Origin of the sequence: Glycomyces luteolus, from assembly GCF_027622875.1 — a bacterium.
GTDB classification, from domain to species: Bacteria; Actinomycetota; Actinomycetes; order Mycobacteriales; family Micromonosporaceae; genus Glycomyces; species Glycomyces luteolus.
In genome coordinates this window covers 24019-43760 of record NZ_JAPZVP010000012.1, presented here as the reverse complement: position 1 = coordinate 43760, position 19742 = coordinate 24019, and the positions used below count along the sequence as shown (strand labels likewise).

20 protein-coding genes and 1 tRNA gene are annotated in these 19742 nt (G+C 68.9%); 4 read left to right on the top strand and 17 right to left on the bottom strand.

Translation table 11 applies throughout. The features are described 5' to 3' along the window. Window positions 1-15: 15 nt before the first annotated feature. The 7 genes from O1R50_RS15790 to O1R50_RS15760 form a co-directional block, all read right to left on the bottom strand. Window positions 16-1083, bottom strand: a complete 1068-nt coding sequence (locus tag O1R50_RS15790; RefSeq protein ID WP_270111059.1) for a hypothetical protein — start codon at window positions 1081-1083, stop codon at window positions 16-18. Further along, the gene (locus O1R50_RS15785) at window positions 1080-4724 is read right to left on the bottom strand and encodes a glycosyltransferase (RefSeq protein ID WP_270111058.1); all 3645 of its coding nucleotides are present in this window, start codon (window positions 4722-4724) and stop codon (window positions 1080-1082) included. Before O1R50_RS15785 ends, O1R50_RS15790 begins: the two co-directional genes overlap by 4 nt. Window positions 4725-4843: 119 nt before the next feature. Next, window positions 4844-5311 carry a hypothetical protein gene (locus O1R50_RS15780; RefSeq protein WP_270111057.1) on the bottom strand — a complete coding sequence of 156 codons (468 nt, stop codon included), beginning with the start codon at window positions 5309-5311 and terminating at the stop codon, window positions 4844-4846. An 816-nt stretch (window positions 5312-6127) separates the two neighbouring features. Next, on the bottom strand, window positions 6128-6466 hold the full coding sequence (locus tag O1R50_RS15775) for a hypothetical protein (protein WP_270111056.1): 339 nt from the start codon (window positions 6464-6466) through the stop codon (window positions 6128-6130). Between the two features lie 121 nt (window positions 6467-6587). Further along, a complete protein-coding gene (locus tag O1R50_RS15770; protein WP_270111055.1) occupies window positions 6588-6887 on the bottom strand; it encodes a glutaredoxin family protein in 300 nt (99 codons plus the stop codon). A gap of 126 nt (window positions 6888-7013) precedes the next feature. Beyond that, window positions 7014-7946 carry a M56 family metallopeptidase gene (locus O1R50_RS15765; protein ID WP_270111053.1) on the bottom strand — a complete coding sequence of 311 codons (933 nt, stop codon included), beginning with the start codon at window positions 7944-7946 and terminating at the stop codon, window positions 7014-7016. After that, on the bottom strand, window positions 7943-8305 hold the full coding sequence (locus O1R50_RS15760; protein ID WP_270111051.1) for a BlaI/MecI/CopY family transcriptional regulator: 363 nt from the start codon (window positions 8303-8305) through the stop codon (window positions 7943-7945). The genes O1R50_RS15765 and O1R50_RS15760 overlap by 4 nt, the downstream gene beginning before the upstream one ends. Before the next feature lie 216 nt (window positions 8306-8521). On the opposite strand from O1R50_RS15760, the gene O1R50_RS15755 reads away from it, so the two are divergent. From O1R50_RS15755 to O1R50_RS15740, 4 genes are all read left to right on the top strand, one after another. Further along, on the top strand, window positions 8522-10018 hold the full coding sequence (locus O1R50_RS15755; RefSeq protein WP_270111050.1) for a multicopper oxidase family protein: 1497 nt from the start codon (window positions 8522-8524) through the stop codon (window positions 10016-10018). 198 nt (window positions 10019-10216) lie between these two features. Next, entirely contained in the window at window positions 10217-10702 is a 486-nt protein-coding gene (locus tag O1R50_RS15750) for a hypothetical protein (RefSeq protein ID WP_270111048.1), read from the top strand. A 74-nt stretch (window positions 10703-10776) separates the two neighbouring features. Then, complete coding sequence (locus tag O1R50_RS15745; protein ID WP_270111047.1) at window positions 10777-11379, top strand: DUF305 domain-containing protein; 603 nt, start codon at window positions 10777-10779, stop codon at window positions 11377-11379. Between the two features lie 147 nt (window positions 11380-11526). Then, the gene (locus O1R50_RS15740) at window positions 11527-11838 is read left to right on the top strand and encodes an MFS transporter (RefSeq protein ID WP_270111046.1); all 312 of its coding nucleotides are present in this window, start codon (window positions 11527-11529) and stop codon (window positions 11836-11838) included. A gap of 197 nt (window positions 11839-12035) precedes the next feature. Here O1R50_RS15740 and O1R50_RS15735 read toward each other — a convergent pair whose 3' ends face one another. The 10 genes from O1R50_RS15735 to O1R50_RS15690 form a co-directional block, all read right to left on the bottom strand. After that, on the bottom strand, window positions 12036-12665 hold the full coding sequence (locus O1R50_RS15735; RefSeq protein ID WP_270111045.1) for a hypothetical protein: 630 nt from the start codon (window positions 12663-12665) through the stop codon (window positions 12036-12038). Further along, window positions 12662-12925 (bottom strand): SHOCT domain-containing protein, encoded by a 264-nt coding sequence (locus O1R50_RS15730; RefSeq protein WP_270111044.1) that lies wholly within the window; start codon window positions 12923-12925, stop codon window positions 12662-12664. The genes O1R50_RS15735 and O1R50_RS15730 overlap by 4 nt, the downstream gene beginning before the upstream one ends. A gap of 294 nt (window positions 12926-13219) precedes the next feature. Continuing rightward, window positions 13220-13411 (bottom strand): hypothetical protein, encoded by a 192-nt coding sequence (locus O1R50_RS15725; RefSeq protein ID WP_270111043.1) that lies wholly within the window; start codon window positions 13409-13411, stop codon window positions 13220-13222. Window positions 13412-13421: 10 nt separating this feature from the next. Further along, complete coding sequence (locus O1R50_RS15720) at window positions 13422-14084, bottom strand: hypothetical protein (RefSeq protein WP_270111042.1); 663 nt, start codon at window positions 14082-14084, stop codon at window positions 13422-13424. A 316-nt stretch (window positions 14085-14400) separates the two neighbouring features. After that, window positions 14401-14474 (bottom strand) — tRNA-Met (locus O1R50_RS15715). 155 nt (window positions 14475-14629) lie between these two features. Next, window positions 14630-15529, bottom strand: a complete 900-nt coding sequence (gene era / locus O1R50_RS15710) for a GTPase Era (protein ID WP_270111041.1) — start codon at window positions 15527-15529, stop codon at window positions 14630-14632. Next, entirely contained in the window at window positions 15522-15860 is a 339-nt protein-coding gene (locus O1R50_RS15705) for a cytidine deaminase (RefSeq protein ID WP_205327992.1), read from the bottom strand. Before O1R50_RS15705 ends, era begins: the two co-directional genes overlap by 8 nt. Continuing rightward, on the bottom strand, window positions 15853-17157 hold the full coding sequence (locus O1R50_RS15700) for a hemolysin family protein (RefSeq protein WP_270111040.1): 1305 nt from the start codon (window positions 17155-17157) through the stop codon (window positions 15853-15855). Before O1R50_RS15700 ends, O1R50_RS15705 begins: the two co-directional genes overlap by 8 nt. A 6-nt stretch (window positions 17158-17163) precedes the next feature. Then, on the bottom strand, window positions 17164-17637 hold the full coding sequence (gene ybeY, locus O1R50_RS15695; RefSeq protein WP_208495601.1) for an rRNA maturation RNase YbeY: 474 nt from the start codon (window positions 17635-17637) through the stop codon (window positions 17164-17166). Then, entirely contained in the window at window positions 17615-19738 is a 2124-nt protein-coding gene (locus O1R50_RS15690) for a PhoH family protein (RefSeq protein WP_270111039.1), read from the bottom strand. Before O1R50_RS15690 ends, ybeY begins: the two co-directional genes overlap by 23 nt. Between the last annotated feature and the right edge of the window lie 4 nt (window positions 19739-19742).

Here is a 19742-nt window from a genome sequence, read left to right as displayed (position 1 = left end):
ACCGTCATCACCGGGCTAGACCGTATCCGCCATCGCCGCACGAACACCTGCCGACACGGATGCGGCCGTCGGGGTCGTCTCCTCGTCCTGGCGCCACCCCCCGTTCTCGATCGCGCCGTTCCAGACCGACAAGGCCATGTCGATCTCGGCGACCTCCTCGGCGTGGTGTTCGAACAGCGCCGTGCGGACCGCCGGTCCGCCCGCGTACCAGGTGGGGCGGCCGAGCCAGTCCGTCACATGCCGGTCCACGGTCGCGATGTCCCAGACCTGCTCCCGAGGCCCGCCCGGTCCGTAGTACGCGAACGGCGCCCGGTCAGCGACGATCACGGTGGTCCCGGCGCTGATCGCCGGGCGCCGTTCAAGCGGCTTCATCAAGGCGACCGGGGGACGGACGACGGCCAGCCCGCATTCGACGGCGTCGTCCAAACCGATGAGGCTAACCGATTCGCCGTCGACGAGTTCCTCTACCTGCGGGTCGAGCGGCTCGTTCGGCCCCAGTCGGAACACGGGGTGGCGGAGCAGACCGACCTTGAGATTCCGGTCCCGGCAGATCAGGATCTCAGCGGCGATGGTCGCGGCACTGCCGCCGTGCCGGCTGAAATCCGAGACGAACACGACGTCGAATGTGCCTTGCCGCGGCGCCGACTGCCGCCGTCCCTCGTTCTCCCGCAGCCAGTCGTCGACCATCCGCAGCATCGCGAATCGCTCCGCGGCGGGAATCCCGGCGATCGCGGCGACCTCGATCGCCTCCTCCACCGCACTGTCGGGAAATCCCCCGGCCAGGGCCTCGCCTACGCGGCACATCCGGCGTTCGTCGCTGATCCGGGCGACACTCTGCAGGGCCGGGGCCGCGAGGAGCGCAGTCGCCTGCCGCTTCACGTTCACGTCGCGGCGCCGGCGTCGAAGCTCGGCGCCGGCACGGCAGCAGATGACGGCGAGAACGATGACCGCCAGGCCGGCGGCGAGCGCGGGCCGCAGCGGCAGCGCCAGCGGCAGCACTGTGCCGGCCGTCGCCGTCGCGGCGATGAACCATCGCCCACCAGTCCTGATGCGGGCCCGCGGTTCAGTGCCCGCCGGGTTCACCGGGCACCGCCCATGGTCGGCGCGGCAGGTTCGGCGACCACCGTCGGCCGCGACCCGGGGGCGACGCCGAGCGCGCTCACGCGGCAGAGCAGGGCGTCCGGGGAGAACCGCTCACGCACGGTCCGCGGTCCCGCGGCGGAGCGCTCCGCGTAGTACGCCGGGTCCTCCATCAGGCGCCGCACCACCGTCTCGACCTCCTCCGGTTCGCAGTAGAGAGCGCCGTCGCCGAACAGCTCGGCGAAGCTCGGCTGGAGGATGCACGGGACGCCGGCGGCCATGGCCTCCAGCGGCGCCCGGCCGAACGCCTCGGCCAGCCTCTCGTCGTAGAAGTACACGTAGACGTCGATGTCGGCCAGGAAGTCCGCCGCGGGCAGGGCTCCGAACCGGTGGACCGTCCACCTCGGCGGGATCGTTCCGAGGATGCGCCGCAGCGCGCCGTGGCCGCCGAGCACATGCACCTCGATGTCCGCCGCGTCGGGGTATGCGGAGCGGAGGCGCTTGGCCATGTTCGGGAACTTGGCGACGTCGTCGCGGCTGTGCCGTCCGATGCGGATCGGCTCCTCTTCCTCGCGTTCCCTCCGCGGCATGCCCGCCCAGTCGGCGATGTCGATCGTCTCGTACCAGAAGTCGTCGGCGAGATCGACGCCGACGAGCTCCTCGGCGTGGTGGGCGCGCAGGATGTCGCGCACGGCCGGGCCGATCGCGTACCAGGTGTGCGGACCGAGCCAGGCGGTGACGTTGCGGTGGACGTCGGGGATGCTCCAGGCCTTCCCGCATCCGCCGTTGAAGCCGTACTCCTCGAACGGCGTCTGGTTGACCAGCAGCACGGTTCGCGCCGCGTCGATCCGGGGACGGTCCTCCATGAGGTGCTCCAAGGCCACGGGGAAGCGCACGATCGCCAGATCGCAGCGGACCGTGTCCTGGGGTCGCACCTCGATGACGTGCTCGCCGTCGATCAGGGCACGCAGCCGGGGGTTGACCGGACGGTGCATGGCCCTGTCCAGCACCGGGTGGTCGACCAGCGCGACCTTCAGGCCGGCCGACCGGTATGCCAGGATCTCGGCTTCATTCGCGGACGTCGTGCCTCCCACCAGGTTCAGCGTGGAGACGATGACGATGTCGACTTCCAGTGTTCTGCCGTCGCGCAGTGCCCGGAATCGCTTCGCGCCGTAGCCGCACAGTGCGGCCATGGCCTTCACTCGACACTCGATGTGCTCGTCCTTCGATTCGGCGATCCTGCGCAAGTCGTCTCCCGCCTTGGACGACCAGCCGTGTTTCAGGCGGCTGTCCCATCGCTCGATCTCGCGGAGCCGCCTCGAGGGCGGATCGGCACTGCTCGGGCGTCTGGGCGGCGGTCGGTGGTCCGGCTCCACCGCGGCGGCGCGCGCCGAGTCGAGCGACCGCGAGAGGTACCGCTGCGCGAGGGCCGCGAGCGCGCCGAGCGCGCCGGCCGTTGCGGCCGCAGGCAGGACCGGATGACTCGACGGCAATGCGGCCGCGAGCGCCGGGAGCGCGGGCGCGACCGCCGCCACCGCCCACAGTGGTCGGCGCGAGACCACCCCGAGCCCCTGCTTCAGGATCAGCAACGGCGACTTCCCGCCGCGTTCGACCGGCGTCTCCTGATCGCTCTCGGTCGAATAGGTGCGGCGGAGAGCGGCATGGCGGGCGGTCAGTGTCAGGACGAGTCCGACCCAGACAGCGAGGCTGCCGGCCACGGCCCATTCCAGCGAGGCGGGCTGGACGGCTGCGGCGAGCGTGACCGCGGCGGCGGCGAGGCACCCGCCCGCCCCGGCGAGGAGGGCGTCCATTCTGGTCCAGACCAGGCTCGGCGGCCGGGGGACGCGGTCGTGATCGATCTTTCCAGGTGGGGCCTCGGCGAAGGGCTGGGGCGATGACGGCTGCACGCGGACGCGGTCGGCCGCGAGTTCGGGGTGCTCGAATCGGAGCAGCTCGGCGTAGGCCTCGGTGGGCACGACGATCGGGGCGGTGTGCCGCGTCTCGAGGTCGATGAAGTCGAACCCGTGTGTCTCGGCAGAGTTCAGGACGGCCCAGTCGATCAGGGGCCGGCGGCGGTCGACTCTGATCCATTCGGGACAGTGGAGGAGTGCGACGGGGAACCCCGCCTCCGCCAGTCGCGCCGCGTCGTCGAGCATCAGCCGGCGCCGCCTGTCGAGCGATCGCCAGTCCGCCGCGTAGATGCGCGCGTAGGCGACCGTATCGCCCGCCGTCTTGCCGCGGGTGATGTCGCGGGCGATCGGGAACGGCCGGGGCCTGGCCAGCGACCCCAGGAACGGGTCCGCGACCCCCCTGGCGATCCTCCTGTGCCAGTGGCTGAACCCGGAATGGTAGGCGGTCCTGGTCGCCGACATCCAATGCCGCGAGACCTCCCCCGCCGACAGCGTCGAGCCCGAGTAGCGGACGAGCGTCAACGGACCGGACGACAGGAGGTGGAGGACCTTCCCCTTGCCGAAGACCGTCTTGATGCGCCAGCGGTACTCGGAGTCGGCGCTCCTTCTGACCTCGTCGTAGAAGCCGATGCGCCGCAGGACAGGCTCGGCACGGACCATGATCGGGGTCGACCTCGCGGCGATCAGCCCGATCTGGGGGTCGATCACCATCGACAGGTCCCCCTTGACCGCGATGCTGCGCGATTCGACCATGACCAGGTGCGGGTGGTCGATGAGCGGCTGCACCTGCATTTCGAGGCGGCGAGGGTGGGCCCAGTCGTCGGAGTCGAGCCCGGTGATGAACTCGCCCTTAGCGACCGCCAGGGCGCGGTTCCTGGCTTGATAGGTGCCGGCGTTCTCGGGTTGGATGATCAGCTTGACGCGCGGATCGACGGCGGCCTCGCCGAGGACGTCGCGGTACCGGGGCCCGGAGCCGTCATCGACGAGGAGCAGCTCCCAATGCTGCCAGGACTGGGCGACGATCGACCGCACTGCGGTCAGCAGCGTCTCGTCGGGTTCGAAGCAGGTCATGACTACCGAGATCAGGGGGCCGCCCTCGATCGCTCGCACCGGCCGGGTCCGCAGGCGGTCGACGCCCAGCGGCTCCCCGTCTACGGGGTCCGACAGCTCGGGCATGTCGGCGAACGTCCTGAAGCGCCGCACGTACTCTCTGGCGGAACCACCGCCGCGCGGGTGCGCCTCCTGGCAGTGGATCGCCTCGACCAGTCGGCCGGGTATCTCGTCGTACGCCTTGGCCAGGGCCCTGACCCGGCCGGCGCGGCCGAGAAGGTAGGCCGTCATCACGTGCAGTTCACGGTATTCGATCGGGAAGCGGGGGCCGAGTCGGCGCTGGGCCAGGTCGAACAGTTCGAGGGCGGTGGCGCGTTCATCGGGGTCGGCGGCCTTGAGTCCGATGGTGGCCGCGAGCGCGCAGACCGCCTCGAGGTTGAGGTCGGCCCGTCGCAGCCGCGTCCGATTGACGCCGGGCCGCAGGACGGCATCGGGATCCTGCGGGCAGGCGAGGCGCGCCAGCACCAACCGAGCCAGACGCGAATTGTGGTACTGCCCCCACTGGTGGATGTGGTCCGCGCTACGGGTGTGCATCTCGTGGAGGGCCCGCTCGACCAGTCGATCAGCGATGGCCTCCGGCGAGGCTTCGCTGGAAGACTTGATTCTGGTCTCGGCGTCCGTCATGGTCCGGACCCTACCGGCTCACGAGTGCTCGACAAGGGAATCGCGCAGAGTGTTGCCCCGGCCGCGAGCGCAACAGACGGATGTCCTGTCCCACGGACGAATGCCAGCTGGAGGTCTACTCAGCCATGCTCTTCGCCGGGGGCATGGGTGTGGTCCTCGGTCGGTTCGGCTTCTCCTTCATCGGGTTCGGCGCTCGTCTCCGAGTCCGCCGGGGATTCCATGTCCATGTTCTCGTCGGTGCCGTGCTCGTGGTCGTGGCCGTCGTCTTCTCCGTCGGTGGTGCCGGCATCGTGGGAATGGCTGTGCTCAAGTGCGGCCGACGCTCCCGGAATCGCCATCGCTCCGAGTGCGACGAAGGCCAGCACGACGACCGCTCGATACCCGCCTGCGGAGAGGACGCCGTGGCGCTCTCGCGGCAGGAGCGACCACAGCAGTCCGACGACGATGGCGACTTCCATGGCAGCGGCGATCAAGTCGGCCTCGCCGAACGCTTCGGGAACACCGGCGTGTGGACCGAACGGCACGCCCCACACGCGGCTCACCCCCCACAGGCCGAGGAAGCCGATATTGGCCACGATCCCGGCCACACGAAGGAAAACGTGCCCTACCGGGAACGCCAACAATCCCCAGAGCAGCTGGAAGCCCGCAGTGGCGGCAAAGAAGGCGCCGGCCAGGGGCCATTCCTCCCAGTGGGCCGGCGTGGCGAAGACGTGGACGACACCAGCGGCAAGGCTGGCGATCGCGGCGACCTGGCGTGCGAGTCTGGCGTCCGTCCGGGCCCGGGCGGTGTCGCCGGGGCCCGCATCGTCGTTCGCCTCATCGATACGAGACGCCCGGGAGGAGGGCGGAGTGCGGTCGCCGCGACCGTCGGCGGCTCCGGCAGAGGCTCGGCTGGGGAGGAGCGAGAAGACCTGAGTGTCCCAGTCGTCGTCCGCTCCACCTTGAGTCCACCCGCGATCGGCCGGAGGAGCATCGCCGCGCCGACGTTCCGGATAGGGGTCGGCCCATGGCCCGGACGGGTTCCCGCGCGGGCGCCTATCCGGTGCGATGCCCGCGGGGCGGCCTGCACGCGGAACGGGCCGCTGGGGCGTTGCAGCCGAGTAATACCCGGCACTCGGTGCGCCGACTGCTGCCGAGCCGGGGCGGTGGTACTCGGATCGGCGTTCGGTACCTTCGCCGCCGAAGCGTCGGGAGGGGCGCTGGGGCGGGTAACGGTCGTCGGTCTCCGCAGGCGGCTCGGAGGCATGTGAGCGTCCGATCGGCGCCTGCCGGTTCGACGGCGCTTGGGGACGGCTGTCTTGCGGATAGGTCATTGATGGTCCCTCGCTTCAGGTCAGTCGGCAGCGCACAGCACTGCCAGAGGGTCGGAGGAGATGCGGGCCGCCCGGCGAGGGCGTCCGCTCCTAGACCCTGTTGACCTGGAGTTCGGATACGGGATCGGTGGGAGATCGATCCCTGACGTCGACCGCGGCAGTGGCCGGCGCGGTCGGATTCGCGCAATCCGGAAGCGCGGCTTCGGCTTCGGTCGCTGCCGGGAAGTCGGCGATCGCTTCGGGGAGCATCGCGAGCCCGCAGGCGTGCGCGCCGTGATCGTGTGAGGGTGCGTCCGCGTGGTCCTGCTCGACGTCGTGATCGTGCGGGGAGATCGCATGCAGATCACTTTGCGGGCCGAGCAGGTGACCCAACGTGAGTATTGCGGCGATTGCCACCAGCCAAACCGCGAATCGCTTGCGGTCCAACACCGAGCGGACACCTCGCATCGCCGACGGGAACCGGCCGCGAAGGCAAGCAGCACTCGCAGCCACCGCGACTGTAACACGGGCCACTGCGACGTCCCCGGCTCGAGGATTCGGAGCGAGGGAGCTACGACTGCTTCGGGAGCGCCGCGGTCTCACGAGACCAGATCCCGATGGGCCGGATGGATTCCAGTGTCATGCGGAGCTTGTTCCCGTCGAGCGGGCCACGACTGAACAGCACTCCGTCGACGAGGAGACCGGGCGCGGACACGACAGCGTGCTCGGTTGCGAGCCTGCGGCCCTCGTCGCCGGCGAGGTCGATCTCGGTGACGCTGAGCGTGAACTCGGCCGAGAGGTAGTGCAGGATCTCCTTGGCCCGATCGCAATGGCCGCAATGCGGTTCGGTGAGCAGGATTATCTCGGTCACCGGTCGCCCCGGCCCGTCGCCGACCTGCGCTCGAACATCGCACCCCTATCCGACGAAACCTCAATTACTAAGAAGAATAGTAGATGAGTTCGGGGGATGCCAGTCCGTCTCCCGGACGTCTCGGAACTAGCAGCAGGCCATGCCGACGGCGGTGAGAACGGGGAGGGCCACGACCAGTATCGGGGCGGCCACCGCCGCGGCGTTGCCGCCGAGGATCGTGCCGACACCCGCGGGCCCTGGGGCGGGAGGAGCGTGGAGCAGCCGCTCGACACGGGCGACGGTGTCGCCGCCGCTGGCGGCGAGCGCTTCGGCCGGCGTCTGCGCGGTCGCGACGTTGAGCAGGCTGCGGGCGAGAATGCGACGGCTGGCGCGGCGTGCGGCGGCGTCGTCGGCGGCGAGCTCGACGAGGTGACCGACGCGCACGGGGAGCCGCGTGAACAACGGCACCCAACCGAAAGCGCGGTTGGCGGCCTGAGCCAAGGCGATCAGCAGGTGGTGGCGCCCGGCGAGGTGGGCGCGCTCGTGCGCCAGGACCGCTTCGAGCTGGGGACGGTCGAGCAGTTGCAGCGCACCGGAAGTGATGGCGACCAGGCCGCCCTCGCCGGGGATGCAGTAGGCCGCGGGCTGCGGGCTTTCGACTACGACCGCACCGAGACCGCGATCCCTGCGTCCACCGCGGAGTTCGCGCCGCAACCGGGACCGATCCGCGGCGACCGTCCGGGCCACTGCGATCAAAGCGCATGCCAGTCGGAGCGGAACCGCCCATGTCAACGCCGCGGCGAGCAACGCGAGCACCGTGCCGCCGATCGCTCCGTGGTGTTCCCGCAATGCCGTGACGCAGTCCCGAACCGCCGCGAGGTCACCGGTGAAGATCTCGGTCGGCGTCATGATCGCAGCACCGGCGAGTACCAGACTCAGGATGAAGGAGGCGGCGAGGGCGAACCACGTGGCGATCGCCAGTCTCGGTGAGGCCACGGCCCACCGGGCCCGGTCTACTATGCGCGGTCCGGCCAGACCCAGCAGTCCGGCGTATCCGAGCAGTACCAGGGCCGTGGTCATCGGGGCTCCTCGGCGGCGTCCATGAGTTCGCGCAGGCGGGCCAGCTCCTCGGGACTGATCTTGCCGATGAAGCGCAGCAGGGTCGCGCCGCGATCAGTGGAGGATTCGAGGACGGCCGCCATGGCTTCGGCGTCGAACTCCTCGCGTGTCTGCGCGGGTCGGTACGCCCAGGCGCGGCCGACGCGCTCGCGGGTGACGTTGTCCTTGCGGTGGAGGTTGTCGAGGACCGTCATGACGGTCGTATAGGCCGGCTCCGGGTCGCGGTCGAGCGCCCCGAGCACTTCGCGGACAGTGAGCGGTGCTGACGCGGACCACAGCACGTCCATGATCGCGGCCTCTAGCTCGCCCAACCTGCGCATCGGCATCCTCCTTCTCGGCATGGACACTATCGCCCGCGGCTGGATACGATCTACTATTCATGATAGTAGATAGTGGTGCCGCCCCATTCGAACCCACCGTCCGGAGGACTCGGCTTGACCTCCTTCGCGATCGCCGCTGCGCAGCGTTCGCGTTCTTCCGCTCGGCTGACTGGGATCTCACCTTCCACGGCAACACCATCCGAAAGGCCATTCACCATGCGTGCTCTCACACGCCGTTCCATGCTGCGCGGCGGCGCCGTCGCGCTGCCCTTCGCCGCCCTCGCCGCCTGCTCGGACGATGAGCAGCCGAAACCATCCTTCGTCGAGCCCGACTCCCAGCGGGTCGCCGGGGCCGAGGCGGCCCGCAACCCCGGCCCCGCCCGGGAATTCCAGCTCAACGCGATCGCCTCCGAGGTCGATCTGGGCGGTCTCGTCGTCCCGACCTGGTCATACGGGGGAACCATTCCCGGGGCGCCGATCCGCGTCGCCAAGGGCGAACAGGTCAGGGCGACCCTCGTCAACGACCTGCCCGAGGCGACCTCGATCCACTGGCACGGCGTCCAGCTGCGCTGCAATGCCGACGGCGTCCCCGACGTCACCCAGGCCCCGATCGCCGCAGGCGAATCCTTCACCTACCAGTTCACCGCGCCCGACGCAGGCACGTACTGGTTCCACCCGCACTCCGGGACCCAGCTCGACCGGGGCTTGTACGCACCGCTCATCGTCGAGGACCCCGACGAGACGGTCGACTGGGATCTGGAGTGGACTGTTGTCCTCGATGACTGGATGGACGGCGTCACCGGCACTCCCGACGACGTCCTCGACCAGCTGGAATCGGGCATGGGGTTGATGGACCACGGCGGCATGGACATGGGGCTCATGACCGACGGCCACATGCTCATGGGCGCTAGCTCTGACATCCTCGGTGACGACGCCGGAGACGTCTACTACCCGCACTACCTCGTCAACGGCAAACTCCCGGCCGACCCTGAGGTGTTCGAGGCCGATCCCGGTGCGCGCGTGCGCCTCCGCTTCGTAAACGCCGGCGGCGACACCGCCTTCCGGGTGGCGCTCTCGGGCCACCGCTTCACGGTCACCCACACCGACGGCTTCCCGTGCGTCCCAGTCGAGGCCGATGCGATCGTGATCGGCATGGGCGAGCGCTACGACGCGGTCGTCACCTTGGGAGAGGGCGTGTTCGCCCTTGTCGCCGAAGCGGAAGGAAAGCAGATGCGGGGCCGGGCGCTGGTGCGCACCGGCACCGGCGAGGCCCCAACGGTCGATATCGCCCCGGCGGAGTTGACCGGGCACGTGCTGGCCTATGACGAGCTGGCTCCAGCCGAGGGCGTGGCGCTGGAGGCGCGCGAGCCCGACCGGACGATCGACCTCGAGCTCACCGGGTCGATGGACGGATACGACTGGGCGTTCAACGGCAAACCGCACGACCTGGACAACCCCTACGCCATCGAGGAGGGCGAGCGGGTGCGGCTGCGGTTCATCAACGACGGCCGGATGTGGCATCCGATGCACCTGCACGGGCACACGTTCGCGCTGGCCGATACGGGCCTGCGCAAGGACACTGCGATCGTCCTGCCGGATCAGACCTTGGAGGTCGACTTCGACGCGGTCAACCCCGGCCGGTGGATGGTCCACTGCCACAACCTCTACCACGGCGAGGCTGGCATGATGGCTGTCATCGGATACCGGGACTGATGAGTCGTGCTCTTCTCCTTCGCTCAAGCGGCAGTGGCCACCTCGACCTTGGTCGAGCGCACCGTCACCGCGGCCAGCACCGTCGGTGTCGGCGCCGCCCGCCAGATCCTCGAATGGAGCGGTCGGCTCCACACCCGCTGCACAGCGCTGACAAAAGGGGCATGGGGTCAGCGCATCAGTACCGGTTGATCGGCTACCATGAGCGCGTCCTACGCCCTCGAAGCATCGGACCGGCAGGAACCACGTGGCCCATTTCCCAAGGGCCGCAGGAAGGTTGGCGCGGTGACCTGGTTGCACGCCCTCTGGAAGGCCACACTCATCGTGGTGGCCGTCGGAGTGGCGCTGATGCATTCCACCGGGCACGCCTGCGCCGAGAACGTCTGCCATCCTGAGACTTCCGCCGTCGCCGCCGCGATCGATCCGCATGCTTCGTCGACAGGTCACGAGCACGAAGACCAGCACGACCACCCCTTCGGCTCCCACATGAACGTCATGCAGGTATGCATGGCGATCCTCTCCGGGCTTGCGCTCGCGGTGTCGCTGTGGGCGTTCTGGCGGCTCGCCCGACTCGTCGCCGACAGCCACTGGGCGATGCGCGTCCGACGCGCCGCCTGGGATCTGCCGGTTTCGCTGCCTTCCGGCGGCAGACTGTCCTTCATCGAACTCTCGGTGTTCCGCATTTAGGCCGAACCGCTGGTCCACCGGACCGCTTCGACCCTTCCATGCGACAACACCTTCGACAGGAGAGTTCCAAAACCATGAGCAAGACCTTCACTGTGCGCCGTGCGCTGTCCGCCGGTATCGCCGCCTTCGCCGCGCTGGCTTTCGCCGCCGCATGCTCGAATGACTCCGGCGACGGGGGCCACGACATGGACTCGATGGAGTCCGAGTCGGCCACCGACGCCGAGTTCAACGACGCGGACGTCACCTTCGCGCAGATGATGATTCCCCACCACGAGCAGGCCGTCGACATGGCGGAGCTCGCCCAGGGGCAGGCCGCCGACGCCGAGGTCATCGCGCTGGCCGGCGAGATCGCCGCCGCGCAGCAGCCCGAGATCGACCAGATGACCGCCCTCCTCGAGGACTGGGGCCAGCCGCTCGAGATGGAAGGCCACGAGGGCATGTCCATGGGCGGCATGGCCACCGAGGAGCAGATGACCGAACTCGCGGCCGCGCAAGGCGCCGATTTCGACAAGCTGTTCGTGGAGCTGATGATCGCCCACCACGAGGGTGCGATCACCATGGCCGAAGAGCACCACGCCGAAGGCCAGAACGCGGAGGCCGCTGAGATCGCCACCGCGGTCATCGACACGCAGACCGCCGAGATCGCGACCTTGCAGGAGATCCAGGCCAGGCTGTAACCGATCCGGCTCGGGGCGCGGCATCCGGGGGGATATCCGCGCCCCGAGCCCCACGATGCGAGAACCGCGAAAAGGGCGGGCTCCGTCGATCCGGGCCCTGGGGTCCTGCGGCTCGCACCGACGCCGGCACCGGTCATCGCGGCGGCAATGCTCAGCGCGCTCCTGCTCGCGCTGGGGACCATGGTCGCCTACCCGTTCGAGATGGACGCCATCGTGGACCTCGCCGGCGCCAGGAACGTGGGCACCTATTACGGCCTGTACAACACCATGGCGGGCATCGGGATCGCCGTGGGCAACCTCGCCGTCGGAGCGGCGCTCGACGCGACGGCGGGAGCACCCGCGCTGACGTGGATCGGCCTGGCCGGGGTGGACATCTGCTGCGCGGTGGCGTTGCGGGTGACCGGACCGGGCGAAGCATCCCCCGTCCCGGAGAAGGAATTGGCGCAGGCGCGGTCCTGACCGGGCAGCCGGCGCCCGGCCGCTCATGAGGCCGGGCGGAAGGCCTCGCCCCAGTTTGCAGCCCCGATCCTCGCTCGCGAGGATTCGGCCGTCGTCGGTGGCGAGGAACAAGTCGTCACCGGCGGCGGCGAACCGGGACCTGCATCGCCCTGTGGACAGGCCGCGCCCCGAGCCGCGAATCGCGCGGCACGCTCGACCTATGCGTCTTCAGTGGAGGCGATGAAGTCGCCATGCCAGGTGTGATACCAGACCGCACCGGTCTCGGCGTCGACCGAGAGCATCCCGACGATCCGCCCATCCGCGTTCTCGGTGTGGATCGTGAAGTAGCCGGGGAACGCCTCGACCTCGCCCACACGCTCGTCGGAGCGGTAGGTCTGGAGCCAATCCTCGGCGGCGCCCCTGGCCTCATCGCGGTCGACGGCGGAAGTCGCGAACCAGTGCCCGCCGACCATCCCGTAGCCGGTGTTCCACATCATCGCCGGGCCCCACTCGATCTGGACCGCACCGGTCCGGGGATCGATGAGGACCTCGGTCGTGTTGGCGCCGCCCGCGTCCACGAGGATCGCGTAGAAGCCGTTGTCGAACTCCATGACCTCGCCGACGCCGAGCCCCAGCTGCCGCGCGAACTCATCGGCGGCCCGCTCCGCTTCGTCGAGGTCGGTCACCGGCCCGGTGGCGGCGACGCCGGCTCCCGGCATCATCCCCGGGCCCCACCGCCCCGCGGTGCCGTCGGACCATGCCGCCGACCACAGGATCGAGCCGATCAGCAGGGCGAGTGCGACGACGAGGACGGTCAGCGGGAGTGCGCGACCGTGCGTCCGGTTCATGGCCCCGCGCCTCCGCGGCCTTCGAGGCGGTCGAGCATCCTCAGGTACGTCTCCTCGTCGATCTCTCCGTTGGCGAACCGCCGGTCGAGGATCTCGCTGGGCGATTCCCGGTGCGTGTGGTGCATGTGGCGCATCGGCGGCCCGTAATAGGCGCCGCGTCCGTGGGTCAGCCTGATCACCGCCCAGACGGCCAGTGCGATGAGGCCGATCCACAGCAGCGGCATGAGCATCATCCAAGGCGACCAGTTTCCGTACATCATGTCTCTTCCCTCCTTGTCGAGCCGGTCCCGTCTCCACCGTGCGAGGCGTAGGGACGCCCCGACGGTGCCGACGAGCGCCGGGACGGCCGACAGGACCCGGTCGCCGCCGTCGCGCGACCGGTCGGGCCGGTACACCTCTCACCGCGCCGGGGGACAGCGCGAACTGCCGCGATCGCGAAAGCGGACAAGACAACCGATGGGGAGATAACCACCGGTCAGCGACGCGCGCCCGAAGGCGAACGCGCAGTTCAGAGGCGTCTCCCGCCTCTCTGAGGATTCCCGAAGCGACCGGAGTTACACCAATGCGGTCCGGTCACGGGCCGGCCGTTCGGCCCTGGGGGAACGGGCGCCGGTGACCGCGACCGCGGCGAGGGCGGCGGTCGCGAAGGTCCAGATCAGGGCCCAGCCGAGGTCGCCGGGGCGGCCGCCGTGGCGCGAGGGGAGGTCGACCATCCACAGGGCGATGAAGTGGCTGATGATCAGCACCGATCGGGGATCACGAGTGGCTCCTCCCGGAGTACGTTGAGAAGACCTGGCTCCCCCACTTGAACTTGGCGGAGTAGTCCCCGTACGGGTCGACCTCCTCGGAGGCGCTGCCCTCGTCGTACAGCGGCGCGCTGGATTCCACGTGATTGCCGCCGCTGAGCATTCCAAATGTTTCCTCGTCGGCGGTCAGAGTGACCGGGTCGTGGTTGACCAGGGTCTGGGCCTCGCCCGACGGTGAGGTCTCGGTCTCGACGCGGATGTCGAAGGTCCCGTCCTCGCCCTGGTGGAGGTGAACGCGGACGTGCCCGAAGTCGCCGGCCTGCTCTGCGGCAGGCGGGCTGGACAGGTGCAGGTCGACCTGGCCCCAGGCGAGAGCCCCGTCGGCGCCCTCGCCGCAGTCCGAGGTGTCCAGGCCGAGCGCCTTGTCGGCCGCGAGCGGCGCGGTGCAGGGGACGGCGAGCATGTCGAGTGCACCGGTCAGCTCACCGAGCTGGTGCTTCGTGCCGTCGATCTCGATGACCCCGTCCTCGGCGACGATCGCGGCGTGGGCTTTGAACAGGTCCCCAGCCCTGGTGGCGGGCAGATCGGCTCCCGGCAGCGGCGCTGCCTGCGCGGGGCCGGCGGCCAGCAGTGCCGCGGCCGTGACTCCGGTCGCGATGATGAGCTTCCTCATGTTCGTCCCTTCTCGACGGTTTCCCCCGAAGATGGTAGAGGAAGCCACCGCGGACCGCAGCCGAACGAGACGAGAGCACGAGCAGACTTGGAGCCGCTTCCTAGCAGGTGACTCCACGGAGCACCGCGACCTGCGCCGCCGGACATGACTAACGTGGAAGCGTTCGGCTGATACACCGAACCGGATCAGGATGCGAAGCGGCGCATCCCTACGCCGTCTGGCTCGAGGAGACGAACGCCGGCGCGAATGAGCAACAAACACAGAAAACCCGGCTCCCTCTTTCGAGGAAACCGGGTTTCACCTGGTATTTCTATCGTAGCGGGAGGCGGATTTGAACCACCGACCTCCAGGTTATGAGCCTGGCGAGCTACCGAGCTGCTCTATCCCGCGTCGGTAGTTAAAGAGTACATGACCTCGTTCCGCTACTGCCACAGCGGGGTCCGTGAGCGCAGTCACCGCTCATTCACCTGGCGTTTCGCGAAAAAGGGGAATGCGAACGGCCCGGCCTCCCGCGAATGGGAGGCCGGGCCGAGACGTTCGACGGGTCAGAAGCCGAGGCGCTCGAGCATCTTCGGGTCGCGCTGCCAGTCCTTGGCGACCCGGACGTGGAGGTCGAGGTAGACGCGGCTGTCGATGAGCTGGGCGATGCCCTTGCGGGCCTTGGTGCCGACGCGCTTGAGGCGCTCGCCGCCCTTGCCGATGATGATGCCCTTCTGGCTGTCACGCTCGACGTAGATCTCGGCCCAGATCTTCTTGCGCGGACCGCCGTCGGAGTCCTCGTCCTCGACGTCCTCGATGACGACGGCGAGGGAGTGCGGCAGTTCGTCCCGCACGCCTTCAAGCGCCGCCTCGCGGATGAGCTCGGCCATCATGACCCGCTCAGGCTCCTCGGTGATCATCCCGTCCGGGTAGAGCTGCGGCGATTCGGGCAGTTTGTCCGAAAGGACGCCGACGAGCTCCTCAAGGTTCTCGCCCGTCTTCGCCGAAACCGGCACGATGTCGGCGAAGTCCGCCAGCGCCGCCACGTTCGTCAGGTGCCGCACAAGGGCATCCTTCGAGACGAGGTCGATCTTGGTGACGACCGCGACGACCTTGGCGTTGAGGTTGGCGATCTCACCGGCGATGAACTTGTCACCGGGACCGGGCTTCTCGTTGGCGGGCAGACACAGGCCGATGACGTCCACTTCGGACCAGGTCTGGCGGACGAGGTCGTTCAACCGCTCGCCGAGCAGGGTGCGCGGACGGTGCAGACCGGGCGTGTCGACCAGGATGAGCTGCGAGTCCGGGCGGTGCAAGATCGCACGGACCACGTGACGGGTCGTCTGCGGGCGCTTCGAGGTGATGGCGATCTTCTGGCCCATGATCGCGTTCGTCAACGTGGACTTGCCCGCGTTCGGGCGCCCCACGAAGCAGGCGAAACCTGCACGGAAGTCGTTGCTAGGCAAGACGGGTCACCTCTTTGCGAATGACCGACCACACGGTGAGGTCGGCGCTGATCTCCCGGGCGGCCTGGATGCCGTCCTCGTCGGACGCGGCGCCGAACAGCACCGCGGCCTCAAGCTTGTCGGCACCGGCCGCGAAGGCCTGGGCCACGGCCGCCTGGAGGGCCGTGAGTCGCAGTGAGGGGAGGTCGACGGCCGCCGAGGCGTAAGTGCGGCCGATGCCGTCGCGCACGGCCGCGCCAGTGGTCTGCTGGACTCGTCCAGCGGCCCCGCGGGCCAGCGTCGCGAGTTTCGCGTCCTCGGCGTCGAGGGCGTCGACGTGCAGGTCAGACATTGATCTTGTGCCTCTCATCGTTCGCGGCGGCCACAGGGGCGTCGCCGGCTTCGGGCAGGCGCGCGACGCGGACCGTCTCGATGCGGTTGCGGCGGCCAACGGTACCCTCAGCGGTCAGTTCGAGCCCGCCCAGCCGGGCCCGGTCGCCCGCGAGCGGGACCTTTCCGAGCTCGGCGGCGAGCAGCCCGGCGACGGTGTCGACGTCGAGGTCGGGCAGGTCGACGCCGAACAGCTCCTCCAAGTCCTGCACGGAGAGCCGGGCCGTGACGCGGGCAGTGCGGTCGTCGAGCCACGCCACCGGCGGAAGCTCGTTGTCGTACTCGTCGGTGATCTCGCCGACGATCTCCTCGAGGATGTCCTCGATGGTGATGAGCCCGGCGGTGCCGCCGTACTCGTCGACGACCGTGGCGATGTGGATGCGAGCGGTCTGCATCTCCCGCAGCAGGTCGTCGACCGGCTTCGAGTCGGGCACGAACGAGACCGCGCGCATGACCTCGCTGACGTGCGGGTTCACGCGGTCGTCCAGGCGGACGAGGTCCTTGAGGTAGACCACCCCGCGCACGTCGTCCAAGTCCTCCCCCACCACCGGGATGCGCGAGAAACCGGAGCGGAGCGCGACCTGCTCGGCCTCGTCCGCGTGCATGTCGGCCGGGACCCACACCATCGCGGTGCGCGGCACCATGACCTCGCGGGCCACGGTGTCGCCCAAAGCGAACACGGAGGCGATCATGTCGCGCTCCTCATGGTCCACGGTGCCCTGCGCCTCGGCGGCGTCGACCATCTCGCGGATCTCGATCTCGGAGGTCGCGAACGGCCCCTCGCGGAAGCCCTTGCCGGGCGTGACCGCGTTGCCGACGAGGATGAGCAGCTTCGCGAACGGGCCCAGCGCGGTACCGAGCAGGGCGACGGGACCGGCGACGGCGAGCGCGATCGGGTAGGCGTGCTGGCGTCCGAGCGTGCGCGGTCCGACGCCGATGGCGACGAACGACACGACGGTCATGATCGCGGCGGAGATGCCGACGGCGAGCCACGAGTCGTCCCAGGAGTCGAAGGCCACGACGGCGACTATCGCTATCGCGGCGGCCTCGCAGGCCAGACGCAGCAGGATGAGCAGGTTCAGGTGCCGCGGCAGATCCCCGATGATCTTCACGAGGGATTCGGCCCCGCGCTGGCGCTGTTCGCCGAGCTCGGCGGCGCGGGCGGGCGAGACGGCCGTGAGGGCCGAGTCGACCATGGCCGCGGCCCCGGCTACGACGGTCAGCGCGACCGCCGCGGCCAGGAGCGAATACGGGATCATGCGCGCCTAACTCTCCGCTGCGGCGTCGCGTTTCGCCCGCCAGGCGTCGAGCAGCCGGTTCTGCAGGCCGAACATCTCCTTGGCCTGCTCGGGTTCGGCGTGGTCGTAGCCGAGGATGTGGAGCACGCCGTGGACGGTGAGCATGTGCATCTCGTCGGCCGTGGAGTGCCCGGCGTCCTTGGCCTGGGCTTCGGCCACCTCGGGCGAGAGCACGAGGTCGCCGAGGATCGGCGTGCCCGGCTCGGAGGAGTCGGGGCGGCCGGGCATGGCGTCGTCCATCGGGAACGAGAGCACGTCCGTGGGGCCCGTGCCGCCCATCCAGCGCTTGTTGAGCTCGGTCATGTGCTCGATGTCGACGATGAGGATCGAGAGTTCGGCGAGCGGGTTCACGCCCATCTCATGGAGGGCGAAGTCCGAGACGGCACGGATGCCCGACTCGTCGACTTCCCGGCCGGACTCATTGATGATCTCGATGCCCACGGTTTCCTCGTTGCCCCTTCTTCGGGTCGCCCATGCGGGCGTCCCACTTCTCGTAGGCGTTCACGATATCGCTGACCAGCTGGTGTCTGACGACATCTTCGGCCCGCAGGGTGGCGAAGTGCACGTCCTCGACGCCTTCGAGGATGTCGCGGACGACGCGCAGGCCGGAGGTGGCGTTGTTCGGCAGGTCGACCTGGGTGATGTCGCCGGTGACGACGATCTTCGAGCCGAAGCCGAGCCGCGTCAGGAACATCTTCATCTGCTCGGGCGTGGTGTTCTGCGCCTCATCGAGGATGATGAACGAGTCGTTCAGCGTGTTGTGCGTGACCAGGTAGTCCTCGGTGACGTAGAGGGAGTCCTCCGCGGCGACCTGGATGCACACCGCTTCTTCTTCGCCCGCGTACTCGATCGAGTCGATGAACCGCATCGGGCGGCCTCCTCCGCCGAACTCGCGGTACTTCGCCGCTTTGCGTTCGAGCCGGAACGGCTCGATGCCCTCGGGGAGGCGGATGTCGATGACGTGCGCGTCTTGGCGATACGGGACATCACGACCGTTGGCGCGACCAGGCTTGCGCCCGGCGGCTGGCCGACGGCGGCTGTAGGCGATGCCTCCGAGCGACTGCACCAGCTCGATCACGTGGTCGTGAAGGATGATCGAGGTGGTCGTGTATTGGATCCGGCAGGTGCGGTCCTTCTGGGTGACCGGTCCGCCGTCAGAGTCCAGCAGGCCCTGAAGCAGCGCCAGTCGGACTGCAGGCGTATTGAAGCGGTAGTCGTCCGGGATGAACTTGTTGTGCGACTTCGTGCCGGCCAACCCGAGTTCACGGAGCACCGCGGTCACCGGGTTGGCGATGGTGATGACAGCGCCGGGCTCTGCAACCCGGTTGAGCACGTAGTCGGGTCCGGACGTGTGCCGCAGCCTGATGCCCGGGATCGCAGCTTCGAGTCGGACTGCGAGCTCAGGGTCGGCCGTGCTGAACGACGGCGTGGTCGCTCCTGTCAGGCTGCCGTCTCCGAGCAGCAGACCGAGCGCGTAAGGGTCCATCGGGACCTCGCGCGCAGGGAACTCCACCGGTTTGCTGATGAGCGGTAGTTCGTATTTGCGCTGGTGGTGAGCCCGGAGGTCGTCGATCATCTCCTGGGTCTCAAGGATCCGGTGCGGCTTGCCGCGGCGCTTGTCCGAAGCGGTCTTGACCGCCCACAGGTGCTCCGCAGTAGCGAGCGTGAACGCGCCATCCTGGGTCATGACCCGGAAGGTCTCCTTCTTCCCCTGTGGGAAGACACCGAGGACTGGGGTCGGTTCGCCATTCGAGCCGACGACGAGATCGCCGACTTCAAGTTCACCGATAGGCCGCCAACCATCAGGAGTCAGGACATTTGTGAACAAAGGGTGCGCTCTTCCGCGCATGAACGCCAGCGGCGCGACCTCGATCGTGCCCGCTTCCATGAGCTTCGGGATCGACGTGGGGTCGATCATGTCGTGAAGCGCGTCGTAGAGCGGGCGCAGGTACGGGTCGATCTTCTCGAAGAGCGTGCCGGGCAGGAAGCCGAGCTTTTCTCCGGCCTCGACGGCGGGGCGGGTGAGGATGATCCGGTTGATCTCCTTGGCCTGCAACGCCTGCACGGCCTTGGCCATGGCGAGGTAGGTCTTGCCGGTGCCGGCGGGGCCGATGCCGAAGACGATCGTGTTGTTGTCGATCGCCTCCACATAGTGCTTCTGACCGAGCGTCTTGGGGCGGATCGCCTTGCCGCGCTTGGAGACGATGTTCTGGGAGAGGACATCGACGGGCCGCTCGCCGGGGGCGGCTTTGAGCATGTTCTCGGTGCGCCGGATCATGTCCGGGTCGATGCTCTCGCCGTTCTCGACCAAGGCGAGCAGCTCCTTCACGAGTCGTTCGGCGGCGTGCAGGGCGCCGTTGAGTCCGGTGAGAGTGATGGTGTCCCCGCGTACATGGAGGTCGACGCCGGGATTGCGGCGTTCGATGTAGCGGAGGTTCTCGTCGGCGCGGCCCAGCAGTGCCATGAGCGAGCTCTGGTCGCCGACGGTGATCGTGGACGTGATCGTCGAGTTTCGCTGGCCGTTGTCAGAGCGGTCGGTCATAGGC

Excerpts from the sequence above, each read along its gene's own strand:
- O1R50_RS15745 (WP_270111047.1), top strand. The coding sequence starts at position 10,777 with ATGAGCAAGACCTTCACTGTGCGCCGTGCGCTGTCCGCCGGTATCGCC.
- O1R50_RS15690 (WP_270111039.1), bottom strand. The coding sequence starts at position 19,738 with ATGACCGACCGCTCTGACAACGGCCAGCGAAACTCGACGATCACGTCC.
- O1R50_RS15705 (WP_205327992.1), bottom strand. The coding sequence starts at position 15,860 with ATGTCTGACCTGCACGTCGACGCCCTCGACGCCGAGGACGCGAAACTC.
- O1R50_RS15750 (WP_270111048.1), top strand. The coding sequence starts at position 10,217 with ATGAGCGCGTCCTACGCCCTCGAAGCATCGGACCGGCAGGAACCACGT.
- O1R50_RS15730 (WP_270111044.1), bottom strand. The coding sequence starts at position 12,925 with ATGATGTACGGAAACTGGTCGCCTTGGATGATGCTCATGCCGCTGCTG.
- O1R50_RS15740 (WP_270111046.1), top strand. The coding sequence starts at position 11,527 with ATGCTCAGCGCGCTCCTGCTCGCGCTGGGGACCATGGTCGCCTACCCG.
- O1R50_RS15700 (WP_270111040.1), bottom strand. The coding sequence starts at position 17,157 with ATGATCCCGTATTCGCTCCTGGCCGCGGCGGTCGCGCTGACCGTCGTA.
- O1R50_RS15720 (WP_270111042.1), bottom strand. The coding sequence starts at position 14,084 with ATGAGGAAGCTCATCATCGCGACCGGAGTCACGGCCGCGGCACTGCTG.
- O1R50_RS15735 (WP_270111045.1), bottom strand. The coding sequence starts at position 12,665 with ATGAACCGGACGCACGGTCGCGCACTCCCGCTGACCGTCCTCGTCGTC.
- O1R50_RS15765 (WP_270111053.1), bottom strand. The coding sequence starts at position 7,946 with ATGACCACGGCCCTGGTACTGCTCGGATACGCCGGACTGCTGGGTCTG.
- O1R50_RS15785 (WP_270111058.1), bottom strand. The coding sequence starts at position 4,724 with ATGACGGACGCCGAGACCAGAATCAAGTCTTCCAGCGAAGCCTCGCCG.
- O1R50_RS15755 (WP_270111050.1), top strand. The coding sequence starts at position 8,522 with ATGCGTGCTCTCACACGCCGTTCCATGCTGCGCGGCGGCGCCGTCGCG.
- O1R50_RS15760 (WP_270111051.1), bottom strand. The coding sequence starts at position 8,305 with ATGCGCAGGTTGGGCGAGCTAGAGGCCGCGATCATGGACGTGCTGTGG.